This is a genomic window from Enterobacter sp. 6722112, assembly GCF_058661685.1.
Map to the genome: position 1 here is coordinate 1,215,510 of NZ_JBZWGR010000007.1, position 15,054 is coordinate 1,230,563.

16 protein-coding genes are annotated in these 15,054 nt (G+C 54.1%); 5 read left to right on the forward strand and 11 right to left on the reverse strand.

Going from position 1 to position 15,054, the window contains the following annotated elements; all coding sequences use genetic code 11:
* Positions 1–159 precede the first annotated feature (159 nt).
* Entirely contained in the window at positions 160–1,122 is a 963-nt protein-coding gene (gene ybiB, locus AC4OVU_RS07330; RefSeq protein WP_104879823.1) for a DNA-binding protein YbiB, read from the forward strand.
* Between the two features lie 117 nt (positions 1,123–1,239).
* On the opposite strand, the gene ybiJ is transcribed toward ybiB, so the two are convergent.
* The 3 genes from ybiJ to mcbA all read right to left on the reverse strand — a co-directional run bounded on the left by ybiJ (position 1,240) and on the right by mcbA (position 2,439).
* Positions 1,240–1,500: a DUF1471 family protein YbiJ gene (gene ybiJ, locus AC4OVU_RS07335; RefSeq protein WP_003858474.1), complete on the reverse strand. Its 261-nt coding sequence runs from the start codon at positions 1,498–1,500 to the stop codon at positions 1,240–1,242.
* Between the two features lie 285 nt (positions 1,501–1,785).
* Complete coding sequence (locus AC4OVU_RS07340; RefSeq protein ID WP_003858472.1) at positions 1,786–2,052, reverse strand: DksA/TraR family C4-type zinc finger protein; 267 nt, start codon at positions 2,050–2,052, stop codon at positions 1,786–1,788.
* Between the two features lie 123 nt (positions 2,053–2,175).
* On the reverse strand, positions 2,176–2,439 hold the full coding sequence (gene mcbA / locus AC4OVU_RS07345; RefSeq protein ID WP_003858470.1) for a DUF1471 family periplasmic protein McbA: 264 nt from the start codon (positions 2,437–2,439) through the stop codon (positions 2,176–2,178).
* A 242-nt stretch (positions 2,440–2,681) separates the two neighbouring features.
* Here mcbA and rlmF point away from each other — a divergent pair, with 242 nt between their 5' ends.
* Positions 2,682–3,593 (forward strand): 23S rRNA (adenine(1618)-N(6))-methyltransferase RlmF, encoded by a 912-nt coding sequence (gene rlmF / locus AC4OVU_RS07350; RefSeq protein ID WP_032647782.1) that lies wholly within the window; start codon positions 2,682–2,684, stop codon positions 3,591–3,593.
* Positions 3,594–3,638: 45 nt separating this feature from the next.
* Here the strand turns inward: rlmF and ybiO are convergent, their stop codons facing one another.
* The 6 genes from ybiO to rhtA form a co-directional block, all read right to left on the reverse strand.
* Positions 3,639–5,849, reverse strand: a complete 2,211-nt coding sequence (gene ybiO, locus AC4OVU_RS07355) for a mechanosensitive channel protein (protein ID WP_017384918.1) — start codon at positions 5,847–5,849, stop codon at positions 3,639–3,641.
* Between the two features lie 120 nt (positions 5,850–5,969).
* Positions 5,970–6,692 carry a glutamine ABC transporter ATP-binding protein GlnQ gene (gene glnQ, locus AC4OVU_RS07360; RefSeq protein WP_006809503.1) on the reverse strand — a complete coding sequence of 241 codons (723 nt, stop codon included), beginning with the start codon at positions 6,690–6,692 and terminating at the stop codon, positions 5,970–5,972.
* On the reverse strand, positions 6,689–7,348 hold the full coding sequence (gene glnP / locus AC4OVU_RS07365) for a glutamine ABC transporter permease GlnP (protein ID WP_003858462.1): 660 nt from the start codon (positions 7,346–7,348) through the stop codon (positions 6,689–6,691). The genes glnQ and glnP overlap by 4 nt, the downstream gene beginning before the upstream one ends.
* Positions 7,349–7,441: 93 nt before the next feature.
* Positions 7,442–8,185 carry a glutamine ABC transporter substrate-binding protein GlnH gene (gene glnH / locus AC4OVU_RS07370; RefSeq protein WP_003858455.1) on the reverse strand — a complete coding sequence of 248 codons (744 nt, stop codon included), beginning with the start codon at positions 8,183–8,185 and terminating at the stop codon, positions 7,442–7,444.
* Between the two features lie 361 nt (positions 8,186–8,546).
* Entirely contained in the window at positions 8,547–9,050 is a 504-nt protein-coding gene (dps, locus tag AC4OVU_RS07375) for a DNA starvation/stationary phase protection protein Dps (RefSeq protein ID WP_000100801.1), read from the reverse strand.
* Positions 9,051–9,348: 298 nt separating this feature from the next.
* Positions 9,349–10,236 (reverse strand): threonine/homoserine exporter RhtA, encoded by an 888-nt coding sequence (rhtA, locus tag AC4OVU_RS07380; RefSeq protein ID WP_017384917.1) that lies wholly within the window; start codon positions 10,234–10,236, stop codon positions 9,349–9,351.
* A gap of 354 nt (positions 10,237–10,590) precedes the next feature.
* On the opposite strand from rhtA, the gene ompX reads away from it, so the two are divergent.
* A complete protein-coding gene (gene ompX / locus AC4OVU_RS07385) occupies positions 10,591–11,109 on the forward strand; it encodes an outer membrane protein OmpX (RefSeq protein WP_003858450.1) in 519 nt (172 codons plus the stop codon).
* Positions 11,110–11,223: 114 nt separating this feature from the next.
* Here the strand turns inward: ompX and AC4OVU_RS07390 are convergent, their stop codons facing one another.
* Positions 11,224–12,807, reverse strand: a complete 1,584-nt coding sequence (locus tag AC4OVU_RS07390; protein ID WP_017384916.1) for a phosphoethanolamine transferase — start codon at positions 12,805–12,807, stop codon at positions 11,224–11,226.
* Between the two features lie 269 nt (positions 12,808–13,076).
* Complete coding sequence (gene mntS / locus AC4OVU_RS07395) at positions 13,077–13,205, reverse strand: manganase accumulation protein MntS (protein ID WP_017384915.1); 129 nt, start codon at positions 13,203–13,205, stop codon at positions 13,077–13,079.
* A gap of 183 nt (positions 13,206–13,388) precedes the next feature.
* Between mntS and mntR the strand changes: the two genes are divergently transcribed.
* Together mntR and AC4OVU_RS07405 are read left to right on the forward strand one after the other, a co-directional pair.
* Positions 13,389–13,862 carry a manganese-binding transcriptional regulator MntR gene (gene mntR, locus AC4OVU_RS07400; RefSeq protein ID WP_015571059.1) on the forward strand — a complete coding sequence of 158 codons (474 nt, stop codon included), beginning with the start codon at positions 13,389–13,391 and terminating at the stop codon, positions 13,860–13,862.
* Complete coding sequence (locus AC4OVU_RS07405) at positions 13,859–14,968, forward strand: anion transporter (RefSeq protein WP_017384914.1); 1,110 nt, start codon at positions 13,859–13,861, stop codon at positions 14,966–14,968. The genes mntR and AC4OVU_RS07405 overlap by 4 nt, the downstream gene beginning before the upstream one ends.
* The last annotated feature ends 86 nt before the right edge of the window (positions 14,969–15,054 follow it).

Genomic DNA, 15,054 nt, shown 5'->3' on the forward strand with positions numbered 1-15,054 from the left:
CAGGTACGAATCTTTAGTTCCAATCACAAATAATGCAAATAGTGCTTGAGTTTATTTTTTTACCTGAAAACAGCAGGTTGATAATGATCACAAAACACTATCGGGTGCGTGTTCATCGGGCTATATTGTTAACAAGATGATGCTGTCAGGAGAAATGTCGTGGATTACCGCAAAATTATCAAAGAGGTAGGGCGTGGGAAAAACCATGCTCGCGATCTGGACCAGGAAACGGCCCGTGCGTTGTACACGCATATGCTGAATAGCGACGTGCCGGATCTGGAAATGGGCGGCATTCTGATTGCGCTGCGCATCAAAGGGGAAGGTGAGGCGGAGATGCGCGGTTTTTATGAGGCCATGCAGTCGCAGACGATGCGTTTAACCCCGCCCGTCACGAAGCCGATGCCGATTGTGATCCCGACCTACAATGGCGCGCGTAAGCAGGCAAACCTCACGCCGCTGCTGGCTATTCTGTTGCAGAAACTCGGTTTCCCGGTGGTGGTGCATGGCGTGAGCGAAGATCCGACGCGCGTGCTGACAGAAACCATTCTGGAATTATTAGGCATCGAACCCACTCTCCATGCTGGCCAGGCGCAGGCAAAGCTGGAGGGGAACCAGCCGGTCTATATTCCCGTGCGCGCGCTCTGCCCGCCGCTGGAAAAGCAGCTGGACATGCGCTGGCGCATGGGGGTGCGTAACAGCGCCCACACCCTGGCGAAGCTGGCGACGCCGTTTGCCGAAGACGCCGCGCTGCGTCTTTCCAGCGTCTCCCATCCGGAGTACGTGACGCGGGTCGGTCAATTCTTTGCCGAAATCGGCGGGCGAGCGCTGCTGATGCACGGGACTGAAGGGGAGGTTTACGCCAACCCGCAGCGTTGTCCACAGCTGATGCTGATTGAGCCTGCCGGGACGCGGGTCGTGCTCGAACGTGGGGAAGAGAACAGCGATGTGATCCTGCCTGAGTCGAAAGATCCGCAAGTCACCGCGCACTGGATCGTACAGTGTCTGGCCGGAAAGGTGCCGGTTCCGCAGTCTATCAAGCTGCAAATGGCCTGCTGTCTGCTGGCGGCAGGGGAAGTGGCGTCCGTGGACGCCGGGTTGCAGCGCGTGGCGCAGTCGTTTTAAGCAAAAAAAAAGCCCGTCCAGTGGCGGACGGGCAAACAAGGGTAACAACAACAGGGTCAATGAGGGTTGGAGCATCTCACCAGAGGGTATGGTGAGGGTGGAGCATAATTTGTTCGATTACTTGTAGATAACCGCAGTACCGCTCAGTTTGTTATTACCGTTAGTGGAGGTGATGGTGTATCCACTTGCGCCGGCAGCGGCAGCTTTTTCCGCCAGTTTTGCTTCCAGACCGTCCAGCGTGGTCGCGCCTTCAGCACTCACCACCCCGATTTTGTTCAGATCCTGTGCCTGAGTAGAGGAGACTGGCTCTACGGCGAAAGCGCCGAAAGACAGAGCGGACAGGGCAACAGCGGCAACAGCATATTTGATGGTTTTCATAGGTCAATTCTCGCAGGTTATTATGTTAAGGGGACGATGTTCCGTCGATGTGATAAGTATCACGGTTTTTAGCGGAAGATAAAATCGAAGAGAATTGACGTGGTTGCTCAAAAAAATTGAATGACAAATAACTTATTGATTATTAATAAATTCAGAAGCGCAATTGACACTTCTTGTGGATGCGCTTTACAGAAGCCATCGGAAGGGCACGTTTTGCTACGCGTTTCGCTAAAAGTCGTGAGCGTAAAGTAAACGACTGGCGCGGTTAACTTCGGTAAAGGAAAGTCAACGTAACTGGCTGTCTTTCGATCCCCTGCGATTATATCCTGAATGTGTCGCATTTTTTGAATCTTTCTCCTGCTGACAGGCAATACATAGCCGTACGCCAGGAATGGCTTTACGCCGTGCCTCAGGAATCGGATCTCCGCACTCTTCGCATTCCGTCAAGCTTTCGCCGCGCGGAATTTCACCGCGAGCACGCGCGACCGCATCTTCAATGGTACTGTTGATCTGTTCGTTAACGGCGTCGTCATTCGCCCAGCCGGAAGCCATCATGTTCTCCTGATCTGTTTAAGCCATTCATCTTAATATGGGGTTAAAAAACGCACAGTCAAGGCGAAGGAAGGGAATGAGAACTGCATCTGCCTGGCAGATGCAGTGCGGGAAGGAAATCGATTATTTATAGATGGTCGCGGTGCCGTACATATGGTTATCGCCACCGGCGGCGTTCACCACGAAGCCTTTAGCCCCTTCCTGACGCGCTTTTTCGGCCAGCTTGTCCTGAAGGTCATCAAGGTTGCTTGCCCGGCTGACAGAGACCGTCCCCGCCGCACGTAGCTGGCTGGTGTCGTTGCTGTCGGTCAGCGGTTGAACGGACCAGGCTGAGAACGATGCGCCTGCCAGCGCACCCGCAATAATAAAGGTCAGATACTTTTTCATAATCACATCCTCAGGGGAAACAACAGGTGATTCCTCTTAAGTTTAGAAGCCTGACGTGTGTGATTTAGCGCAAAAATTTGATGATGATCTGCTTATTTTTTGAACGATAAATTCTGACAATTTGCTGACAGATCATAGACATACAGGTTGCTGATTTTCGTCGATTTTTTGTGCCGCGCAGACAGATATTTACCCCCGCGCCGTCACAGGGTATCTTACGCGGCTGTTTAAAGGAGAATGCCATGACTTCCCAAAAGCCGGGGTTGCACCCGCGTAACCGCCACCGTAGCCGCTACGACATGAAAGCCCTGTGCCTGAGCTGCCCAGAATTGCAGGATTTTATTGTTCAGACACCAGCCGGTGAACCGTCGGTAAACTTTGCCGATCCGCTGGCGGTTAAAACGCTGAACAAAGCGCTGCTGGCCCATTTTTATGGCGTTACGCACTGGGATATCCCGGATGGCTTTCTCTGCCCACCGGTACCAGGCCGTGCGGATTATGTCCATCATCTTGCCGATCTGCTGGCGGATGATAACGGCGGCGTGGTGCCGAAACAGGCCACCGTGCTTGATATCGGTACGGGCGCGAACCTGATCTATCCCCTGATAGGCGCACATGAGTACCAGTGGCGGTTTACCGGCAGCGAGATCGGCGCCGAAGCCTTCGCCAGCGCGCAGGCCATTATCAACGCTAACCCAGGGTTAAGCCGGGCCGTTCGTCTGCGTCGTCAGAAGGATGCCGCTGCTATTTTCAACGGCATTATTCACAAGAACGAACAATATGATGCCACTCTGTGCAACCCGCCATTCCACGACTCCGCCGCCTCCGCTCGTGCGGGAAGTGAACGCAAGCGGCGTAACCTGGGCCAGGCTGAAGATGGCGCGCTGAACTTTGGCGGCCAGCAGCAGGAGCTGTGGTGCGAGGGCGGGGAAGTGGCATTTATTCTGCGCATGATTGCCGAGAGTAAGGGCTTCGGTCGTCAGGTGAAATGGTTTACCACGCTGGTCTCCCGCGGTGATAACCTGCCGCCGCTTTACCGCGCCCTGACCGACGTCGGCGCGGTGAAAGTGGTCAAAAAAGAGATGGCGCAGGGCCAGAAGCAGAGCCGCTTTATCGCCTGGACCTTTATGGACGACAACAAACGCCGCAAATAGCCCCCCATCGCAGGCCGGCTAAGGCGAAGCCGCCACCCGGCTCGGTTACAGCGTCGGCTCCTGCGGAGGGAGCGGCGAAGCGGGCGGCGACAATACCTGATACGTCTGCACCGGCGCTCTCACGTTCGCCAGATCGAAGTGTTTTTTCACCATGCTGTCGAGGGCAAAGCGCACCGTCCACTGCTTAAGCGGCTGGGTGGTGAACGACACGCGCAGGGTAAAGGCAGTGTTCGTCAGCCCGACGATGCCCGCGAACGACGGTTCACCAATCACCAGCCCGCGAATATCCTCCATCTCCATCAGTTCGCTCACCGCATCCCGCAGCGCCTGTTTCGCCTTCTCTGCATCTTCGTGACGATCGACATCATAATTCGCCACCACCGAACCAATGCCGCGCACAAAGTTGGCAAAGGTGGTGATCGATGACCACGGAATAATGTGGTACGCGCCGGTATCCTGACGCACACCGACGGAGCGAATGGACATGCGTTCCACCGTGCCGGTGAGCGGTCCGATGGTCACCAGATCCCCGGTGTTCATCCCGTTCTCAAACTGGATAAAAATGCCGGTGATAATATCCTTCACCAGCGTCTGCGAACCAAAGGAGATCGCCAGCCCCAGGGCGCCGGCACCCGCCAGCAGCGGGGCGATATTCACGCCGATTTCCGACAGCACAATCATGATGGTGATGGTGCTGATGATAACCGCCAGCGCGTTGCGGCACAGGGTCAGCAGCGTGCGGGCGCGTGCGCTCGGCAGCGGCCTGCCGTGGACATCCGACACCAGACGGTTTTCGATAAGGCTTGCCAGCAGCGTCCAGCCGACGGCGGAGAAGAACAGGATCAGCGCGATACGAATAAGAATATCAACGGTCTTCTCCCCCGCGCCGTTATGCAGCCAGTTCCAGAAATCAAATAGCCCCCACGCGTTCAGCAGCAGCATAATTGCCACGCAGACCGTCAGAATACGCGCCACCTTCAGGGATACCGTCATCCAGCCATTCACCCGCTTTTGCAGTTCCGGGTAGTTACGCTGAACCTGCGGCGACAGGGTGATCGTTTTCGACAGCCAGCGGGAGAGCAGGCCAGAGACAAAGGCCGCGATGCCGATAATCGCCAGGCTTTTGAACGTCGCCCCCATCATAAATTTCAGGCTATTGCCCGGATCGAACAGGGAGAAGAAACAGAGCACAATAAAATAGGCGCTGGCCAGCCAGTGCCACACCAGCGCAAAGGCGCGAATAAAGAGGCTGAAAAAGGAGAGGGAGCGATCGGCCAGGTGCAGCAGGCTGTCGGTGATCGCTTTTTTATTGTGGAAGATGAGGTACAGCGCCCAGACGGTAATGCACAGCATGATCAGCACGTTCGCCAGCGCGCCGAACTGCACGTTAACCTGGTTGGAAATAATCGGCACGGCAACCAGCAGGCCATAACCAATCAACCCGCTCAGCACGCTGAGCCGCACCGCCCAGTATTTGGCGCTCTGATCCGAAATGGCGAAGGGGCGAAGGTCCGGCACGCGTGGGCAGAAGATCAACCGCAGGAGGGCTTTAAAGAACTCAATCAGGGCAAACGCATTGAGGAACAGTCCCTGCTGAAACGCGATGGTTTTGTTTCCGGTATTAAGTCGGTCGGCCAGCATCTGGCCGACAAACAGCGTCAGAGCCAGCAGCAGCAAATCGATGACAAACGCCCCGGTAATCATTGCCGGAAGATGCAGCCAGCTGCTTTTATGCTGATTCTTTTTGCGTCCCCACTGGCCCATTTTCCGGTAAAGCGGCCAGACAGACAGGCGCAACAGCCAGTAAAAAATGAACACGGCGCCAGCCAGAATAGCAAACTGGGTGGCGGCTGCGGAAAAGGTGTGAGGATTAAAAGGCTTATGTGAGGTGCCAACCAGGTTGCGATAGAGCTGGGCAAAACGCGACGACAGGGCTTCCCCGTAGCGGCGACTGATGTCGGTGACGTTTTCCAGCACCGTTTTTTCTTCTTCGGCTTCCGGCGGCGCAATAGCAGGAACCGGATCCTGAGGCGGCGTGGCGGCCACTTTCCTCAGCTGATCGATCAACTCCTGTCGGGACGTGTCGTTCTCAAGCACGTCGGCCAGCGCGCCGTAGGCGGCTTTTTTCTTTTCAGCGTCTGGCTCTGGCGGCGCATTTTGCTGGGTGGCGGTGGCTCCGGTGGTAACGCCGGGAAGGGTTACAGCAAGTGATGGCGCGCTAAACAGGCTAAACAGTAGCAACAGGATCCACGGCACGGCGTCCTCCGACAAAAATATCGTGCAAAATGATAAGTATAGAGCGCGGGGAGCGGAGGGGAGTTTTTGGGAACAATCCGGCGTAAAAAAGCCGGGCATGCCCGGCTCTGGGTGTGGCTATCAGGAGACGTGTTGCAGGAACTCCTGGAGGCGCTGGCTTGGTGGGTTCGCAATCAGCGCCTGCGGATTCCCGTCCTCCGCGATACGGCCCTTATCAATGAAGATCAGACGGGACGCCACCTTTTCGGCAAAGCCGATTTCGTGGGTAACGATCACCATCGTCATGCCTTCTTCCGCCAGATCCTGCATAACTTTCAGCACTTCGTGACGCAGCTCCGGGTCGAGAGCCGACGTTGGCTCATCGAACAGCATCATCTTTGGCTTCACCGCCAGCGCACGGGCAATGGCCACGCGCTGCTGCTGGCCGCCGGACAGCTCGGAAGGATAGTGGTGGGCACGCTCCGCCAGACCAACCTTCGCCAGCAGATCTTTTGCCAGCGCTTCCGCTGCCGCTTTGCTGGCCCCGCGCACGCGCAGAGGACCAAACATTACGTTTTCCAGCGCCGTGAGGTGCGGGAACAGGTAGAACTGCTGGAACACCATGCCCGCTTCCTGACGAATCAGGCGCTCGTCCACTTTCGGATCGTTAACCTTCAGACCATCGACGATCAAATCGCCGCTGGTGATCTCCTCAAGCTTGTTAATGCAGCGCAGCAGGGTGGATTTACCGGAACCAGACGGCCCGATGATCACCACCACTTCGCCCTGCCTGATGTTCAAATCGATATTGTGCAGCACCTGGGTTGGGCCAAAGTGCTTGGAAACGTTTTTAAATTCAATCACAGGATTTTCATCCTTCTTTCAAGACGACGCAGAACAAAGCTCAGGACAAGCGTGATAATCAGATAGACAACGGCGACCGCACTCCAGATTTCCAGAGCGCGGAAGTTACCCGCGATGATCTCCTGGCCCTGACGGGTCAGTTCGGCCACGCCGATAACAATAAACAGCGAGGTGTCTTTAATGCTGATGATCCACTGGTTACCCAGCGGCGGCAGCATGCGGCGCAGCGCCAGCGGCAGGATCACGTGACGAATGGTTTCGCGACGGGAAAGACCTAACGCCAGGCCAGCTTCGCTGAAGCCTTTATGAATCGACAGCACCGCACCGCGGGTAATTTCCGCAATGTAGGCGCCGGAGTTGATCATGATGGTGACAACGGCGGCGCTGAACGGGTCGATGCGCAGGTCGGTGAAGGCCATCGGCAGGGCGAAGTAGATGAACATGACCTGCACCACAATGGGGGTGCCGCGGATCACTTCGATGAAAACCAGTGCGATGTGGTTTGCAATCCAGCCGCCGTAGGTGCGGGCGAAACCGGCCACCAGACCGATAATCAACCCGCCAACCAGACCGAGGACCGAAATCCACAGGGTCATTTTAGCGCCTTCAAGCAAGAGAGGAATGGCAGGCCAGATGGCGCTCCAGTCAAACTGCATGATGTATTCCTGTATACCGTGGTGAAAAACAAAAAACGTAGGCCCGGTAAGCGGAAGCGCCACCGGGCGTTACAAACCTGAAGTCAGGTGAAATTATTTAGGCTCGGTACCGAACCATTTTTTGTAGATTTCGTTATAGGTGCCGTTCTCTTTCAGGGTTTTCAGCGCGCCGTTAACTTTGTTACGCAGGTCGTCGCTGCCTTTCGGGAACGCAATACCGTACTGCTGAGCTTCCAGGGAATCACCTACCGCTTTGAACTTGCCATTACCGGCGGTTTTGATGAAGTAAAGGATGTTAGGCGTGTCGTGCAGCACCGCGTCAGCGCGGTTGGTGCCCAGTTCCATGTAAGCGTTGTCGATGTTCGGGAACTGACGCAGGTCTTTGGTTTTGATGTTGGCTTTCGCGTAATCAACGGAGCCGGTGCCGCTCTTCACGGCGACCACTTTACCGTCGAGATCTTTCACGCTTTTCACGTCGTTGTTATCCGCTTTCACCATCACCAGCAGGCCGCTTTTGTAGTAGCCGTCAGAGAAGTCGATGGCTTTTTTACGTTCTTCGGTAATGGTGATGCCTGCCAGCGCCAGGTCAACGTTTTTGGTTTGCAGTGCCGGGATAATGCCGCTGAAATCCATTGGCTTCAGGGTGTAATCCAGTTTGAGTTCTTTTGCGACAGCGGCCCACAGATCCACGTCAAAACCAACGTATTTATCACCCTGTTTGAATTCAAACGGTACGAACGCCGTGTCAGTCGCCACAACCAGTTTGTCGGCAGCCTGCGAGGACACCGCAAACGCCAGGGTAAGTGCAGCCAGTGAAACTTTTAATACAGACTTCATAGCATTTCCTTTTATATCCACGGGGCGATCCCCTGCGAGAACCTCAGGCACAATGAAAAAATCGTGCCAATTTTACAAGCTGTTGTTTTGCAAAGGGGATGATGTCACGCATTGCACAAAAAGCGTGGCAATTTTGCCAGGTTGCTCCAGAATGGAGCACCGTTTTGGTGCGCTTCGTTAAGGTCTTCTGACAGGGGGATATTTAGCGCAGAATCTGACGAAAAAACAATCTTCCGTTAACGGTTGTGTGAGGTGATTATTACATTTTATTCACTTTTGCGGCCGTTGCGGGCAAAAGTGCGCACCATAAATGTGCAAAACCCCCGCCAGGGGCGAGGGTTATTCGGACAATCCGCAGGGATTATTCGATGTTGGACTCGATGAACCACAGGAACTGATCCAGGTCGCGTGATGCGGCAGTGAAGATATCAGCGGTATCTTCGTCTTTGGCTTCGCCAATCGCTTTACGAACATCGTTCGCCACAATCGCGTAACGATCAGCCAGCTCTTTCAGGTGATCCTGAACGGTATGGATATCCAGCGGATAGCTTTTCAGTGGCGTTTTGCTGTTGATCACCTGTGTGGTACCCAGTGCCACGCCACCCAGCTGTACGGCGCGTTCGGCCATGGTATCCAGGTGAGTCACCAGTGCTGTGCGGAAGCCATCCAGCATTTCATGAACGGCAATAAAGTTTGCACCGCGCATATTCCAGTGGGCCTGTTTGGTGATCAGCGAAAGATCGATGAACTGGACCACCTGGCGATTCAGCAACTCGATGGTCGCTTTTTTATCGCTATCCGATACATCGTTACGGGTATAAAGCAGATTAGACGCTTTCGTTTTCACCAGTTTAGCGGTACTCATAATCTCATATCCTCTTGATGTTTGTGTCCCAGGTAATTACGGGACTAAGTATAGCACCGGATTTTTTCTCTGCGGTTTGGCTCTGCCTATCGGTTTAATAGCGAAAGGAAGGTTGTATTATCAAATATTTGAAAAGTAAGTGGTTTATTTAAATTGATACAGATCAATCTTAATTCGCTTTCCCGGAAGGCGAGCAGGTGAAATATTTTGGCAATATGAGAGAGTTTGTAAGAAATTATTTGAGCTACTGACGTGGCGTATATTCTGCATGGCGGGTTAGCCATGCAGAATTTAAGGCTTAGTTGAGGTCTATTTTTTCCACTTTAGGTTCCGGACGCATGGTCAGGGTGGAGCCCATAGACGCCGCGATAATGGAACAGAGCGCCAGCGTTTGTACCAGGGTCAGGGTTTCACCGAGGAAAATCATTCCTGAGATGGCGGCCAGCGCGGGCTCCATGCTCATGAGCGTACCAAAAATGCGTGTGGGCAGGCGCGTCAGGGCGATCATCTCCAGAGAGTAGGGCAGCGCCGTGGAGAGAATGGCAACCGCCAGCCCAACCGGCAGGATTGACCATTGCCATATTGAGTCTGTCGCTTGTGCCATTCCAATCGGGACAAAGATAACGGCGGCAATCAGCGAGCCTAAGGCGACCGTCGCGGGGCCGTGCTCTTCCCCCGCACGCTGGCCAGTGAGAATATACACCGCCCAGCATGCCCCCGCGCCCAGCGCCAGAGCTGCTCCTGTCAGATCGATTTGTGAAACGCTTTGCCCGAGCGGCAGCAGGAACCATAGCCCCAGCACGGCCAGTACGACCCAGATAAAGTCTACCGGACGACGAGAAGAGAAGAGGGCAACCGCCAGCGGGCCGGTAAATTCAAGCGCGACCGCGATCCCCAGCGGGATCGTCTGAATAGAGAGATAGAACATGTAGTTCATCCCTCCCAGCGCCAGCCCATAAAAAAGCAGTGGCAGTCGCTGCTCCTTTTTAAACCGTAGCCGCCAGGGTTTAAAAACAACCACGAGGATCAGGGTGCCTAATGCGATACGCAGCGCCGTGACGCCGGGCGCACCAACCAGCGGAAACAGCGATTTTGCCAGCGACGCGCCGCTTTGTATGGACATCATCGCGATAAGTATGACTGCCACCGGCATCCAGACCGACGATTTACGAGGTAAACCTGGCATCCTTTCTCCTGTCAATTTATGTCAAATGAGGTAAAAGTCGCAGTGTAATGGAAATAAGCTGCAACGGTTGAGCTACTGTTGAAAAAAATCCAGGGAAAATCCGTAAAATGAGAAAACGTTGATGATTTTATCGCCTGAAAGATTAGGAATAATCTGGATGAACTAAATGGCGATGACGCGCACTATTAGCATTTACAGGTGAAAATCTGGAGTTATTTGAACGAGATAGCTGGTGCTGGAAATGTTCTGTTACAGGAAAGGTCGCATTAGACATCGTGAATGACAAAGAGTTTCACAGAATTTTTTGATATATTTAAAACTTACGGACTTACTTGAAGCACATTTGAGGTGGTTATGAAAAAAATTGCATGTCTTTCAGCACTGGCAGCTGTTCTGGCTGTTTCCGCAGGTACCGCTGTAGCGGCAACTTCTACTGTAACCGGTGGTTACGCTCAGAGCGATATGCAGGGCGTGATGAACAAAACCAACGGTTTCAACCTGAAGTACCGTTACGAGCAAGACAACAACCCGCTGGGTGTGATCGGTTCTTTCACTTACACCGAGAAAGATCGTACTGAAAATGGCTCTTACAATAAAGGTCAGTACTACGGCATCACCGCGGGTCCTGCTTACCGCCTGAATGACTGGGCAAGCATCTACGGTGTTGTAGGTGTTGGCTACGGTAAATTCCAGCAGACCGAAAACCAAGGTCTGAACCGTACTGCAAGCAACAGCGACTATGGTTTCTCCTATGGCGCAGGTATGCAGTTCAACCCAATCGAAAACGTTGCTCTGGACTTCTCCTATGAGCAGAGCCGTATCCGCAACGTTGACGTTGGCACCTGGATCGCGGGCGTAGGTTACCGCTTCTAATCACTTCGGTGAGCCAGTAAAAAATCCGCCCAATGTGGCGGATTTTTTTTGTTTGTACCCTCTCCCCGTGGGAGAGGGCCGGTGAGGGCATCAGCCCGCACGAAACGGCAGAAATTACTTACTCTTAATATCGAAAATATCCGTCCCAAGATGGTTATAGTCGACTTTCTGTAACTTAAAGTTGGTAATGTAAACTGGCGGGCCCTTCTTCCCGGAGATAAACGGGTAATCATTTTTTATCTCTTTCGCCTTAATCCCCGTCCATTGTGAGAAGAATTTCAGGAAATCGTTCGCGGAACGGCGCGCTTTGATGATGCGATGCGTTTTGTCATCACTCGACAGCACCATAAACGGTACCTGGAAGTTTTGCTGGAACTTGTCATCGTGTGCCAGATACTGCACCTGTTTACCGCGCTCCTTAAATGCCAGACCGTGGTCAGAGAAATAGACCATCGAGAAGCTGTCGCCGCTGTTGCGCAGCTGTGCGTACAGCTTGCTGAGCAGATCGTCGGTTTGCGTCATGGTGTAGAGATAACACGAGGTCTCTTTGGATTGCACAAACTCCGCATATTTTCCCCCGGTACGATCGCATGCCTGCGGGTGTGACCCCATCAGGTGCAGGACAATCAGCTGCGGCTGGGTGCGCTGAGTAGCAAAGACCTGCGCCGTCATTTTTAGCAACGCTTCATCTTTTGTGTTTTTATCGGCTTCGAAATCACCGCTTTTCAGGAACTGTACCTCGTCGGCACGCTTCGCGATGCTGGCGATGGCGGTATCATACTCGCCGATCTGTCCCTGGTTAGAGAACCACCATGTCTGAAAACCTGCCCGGTTGGCCAGGGTGACAAAATTATCCTGAAACTGCGGTTTTCCATCCACCACGCGGTTGAGCGTCAGACCGAGTGATTTCTGCGTCGAGCCGCTGGCCGCCACGTAGTCGGTAAACAGCGTACCGTTAACGGCGCTGGCAAACGGCGTGTTATCCCAGTGACCGCCAAACGCGCCGAGCGCATCGCGACGCGCGCTTTCACCGATCACCACCACGTAGGTGTGATACTTCGGTTTCACCGCCAGCACATTCCAGGTGTCTTTCATGGTGGAAAGCTCGGCCATACGCGCCTGCTCGTCGAGCACTTCCTCGTTATTCACCACCACGTCTTTGACGAAGCGAAACACCGGATACCCGGTATCTTTAAGCTTAAACACGCCGCCCCAGGCCAGATTTTGTACCGGTGCAACAAAAAACGTCACCACGCTAAAGGCCAGGCACAGGCTTTCAATTTTACCCCATGCCTTTTTCCCGACGGGCTTACGACGAACCGCAATCACGCCGAGGGCAAAAATGAAAAGGCCAACCACGTAGTTGTACCACGGAAAGATCGTCAGGATCTCTGTGGACTCTTCCATATTGGTGGAGTGGAGCGCCAGCAGAGTATTAAAGTTCGGCGCGCCATAGGCCTGGCCAAACGGGAAATAGGCGGCAGCAATCAGAGAACAGATCCCGATAAGCACTTTCTGCACGCGCGGTGCGCTTCGCCAGAGCAGGTGAAGAATACAGGTGAATCCGACGGCATAAAGCAGGCTAAAGGGGTAGCCAAGAGCAAAGTTAATCAACAGCGATTGCAAAAAATAGAATCCCGTCCACGGGCTTAAGGCCCGGCTGCGGGTAACAAGTGTATCAATCAGGGTTACGTTCATAGATCACTATCACGAAAACGCCATGTGCTCACCCTGGCGTCAAGGGTCAAAGCCTGCCGGACAGTGCGTGGAAAGGGAATGAGAGGTCCGCTTCAGCGAGCCGCAAATTGTGCAGGGCTGCAAGAAGATAGTGCGAGCGTGAATTAAGGTCAACAGTTGCTAAACAGATGTTTTGCGAAGGGGGCTGCAAATCCGCAAAAATAATCGGGAACAGGCCAGTTTACAACGTAAGTGTGACGGGAAAATGAAGCGGCGTACCGCGACGCCGCTTAGTGGGAAGAATTGTCGTCCTGCTGCGGTTTGGCGTTAAACATATCGCACAGCATGTTCAACAGCATCAGGCGCACTTTAAAAGGAGAGTGGGTAAACACGTTCATACACCTCTTGAATTCATTCATAAGACCTCCTGATTCATGATCCCTTCGATCCGTGAAGGGTGACTGCATTACATACAGATATAGCACAGGCTATATTGTATAGCTATGGCTAATTCGTTAATTTTTTGTGCTTGTAGAGCTATGGTTTACAATGTGCGCTCCGTTACAGGGCGCTGGAAGCGTCAACCCCATTGAGGAAGCACAATGAACCGTCGCGCAGGTAAGCCAACAACAAAAAAAACGACGCAACTGGTGAACGTTGAAGAGCATGTGGAAGGCTTCCGCCAGGTGCGTGAGGCGCACCGCCGGGAGCTGATTGATGATTATGTCGAACTGATCTCTGATCTGATCCGTGAGGTTGGAGAAGCGCGCCAGGTGGATATGGCCGCACGCCTTGGGGTGTCGCAGCCAACCGTTGCAAAAATGTTAAAACGTCTGGCGTCGGTCGGGCTGATCGAGATGATCCCCTGGCGCGGGGTGTTTCTCACCGCTGAGGGCGAAAAGCTGGCGCAGGAGAGCCGCGAGCGCCACCAGATCGTCGAGAATTTTTTACTGGTGCTGGGCGTCAGCCCGGAAATTGCCCGTCGGGATGCCGAAGGTATGGAACACCACGTCAGTGAAGAGACGCTGTTGAAGTTCCGCGAGTTTACGCTCAAATACGGTCCCTCCGCTGAATGAACATCCCCGGCTTGCAGGCCCTGAAACGCGATCGCTTTTTCCATCTTTTACTGATCACTGGCGTTGGGCTCAGCGTCTTTGTGCCCTTCACGCCGCACACCTGGCCGGCGGCCATAGACTGGCGCACCATTATTACTCTGAGCGGTTTGATGATGCTCACCAAAGGCGTGGAGCTGAGCGGCTATTTTGACGTGCTGGGGCGCAAAATGGTGCGCCGCTTCGCCACCGAGCGCAAGCTGGCCCTGTTTATGGTCTTTTCGGCGGCGCTGTTGTCGACGTTTCTCACTAATGACGTGGCGCTTTTTATCGTGGTGCCGCTTACGCTCACGCTGCGTAAGCTGTGCGAAATACCGGTTACCCGTCTGATTATCTTTGAAGCGCTGGCCGTCAATGCGGGCTCGCTGCTCACGCCTATCGGTAACCCGCAGAACATTCTGCTGTGGGGACGCTCCGGCCTGTCGTTTACCGCGTTTACCGGGCAGATGGCGCCGCTGGCGCTGGCGATCGTGGCGTCGCTGCTGGCGGTGGGCTGGTTTGCTTTCCCGAATAAATCGTTGCAGTACCACAGCGGTACAACCGGCCCCCAGTGGCAGCCGCGTCTCGTCTGGAGCTGCCTGGGGCTGTATATCGTTTTCCTTATCGCGCTGGAGTTAAACCAGGCGCTGGCGGGCGCGCTGCTGGTGGCGTGCGGCTTCCTGTTCCTCGCCCGGCGGGTGCTGGTGAGCGTTGACTGGACGCTGCTGCTGGTGTTTATGGCGATGTTTATTGACGTCCATCTCCTGATCCAGCTCCCTGTATTGCAGAACGTTCTCCATAGCGTCAGCGGTCTGTCACAGCCGGGATTATGGCTGACGGCGATTGGTCTCTCGCAGGTGATCAGTAACGTGCCGTCCACCATTTTGCTGCTTAACTATGTTCCCCCAACGGTACTGCTGGCGTGGGCGGTCAACGTCGGCGGCTTTGGGTTGCTGCCTGGCTCGCTGGCTAACCTCATCGCCCTGCGGATGGCCAACGATCGCCGCATCTGGTGGCGCTTCCATTTATGGTCAATCCCGATGCTGCTCTGGTCAGCGGCGGTGGGTTTCGGACTATTCCTTCTCATATAGTGCGCAATTTGTCAGTTTTTCCTGGCAAATGTATAGCAACGTCCTAGCTTTAGTGAACGGCATAGTGTGATGCCGCTCACTGACAG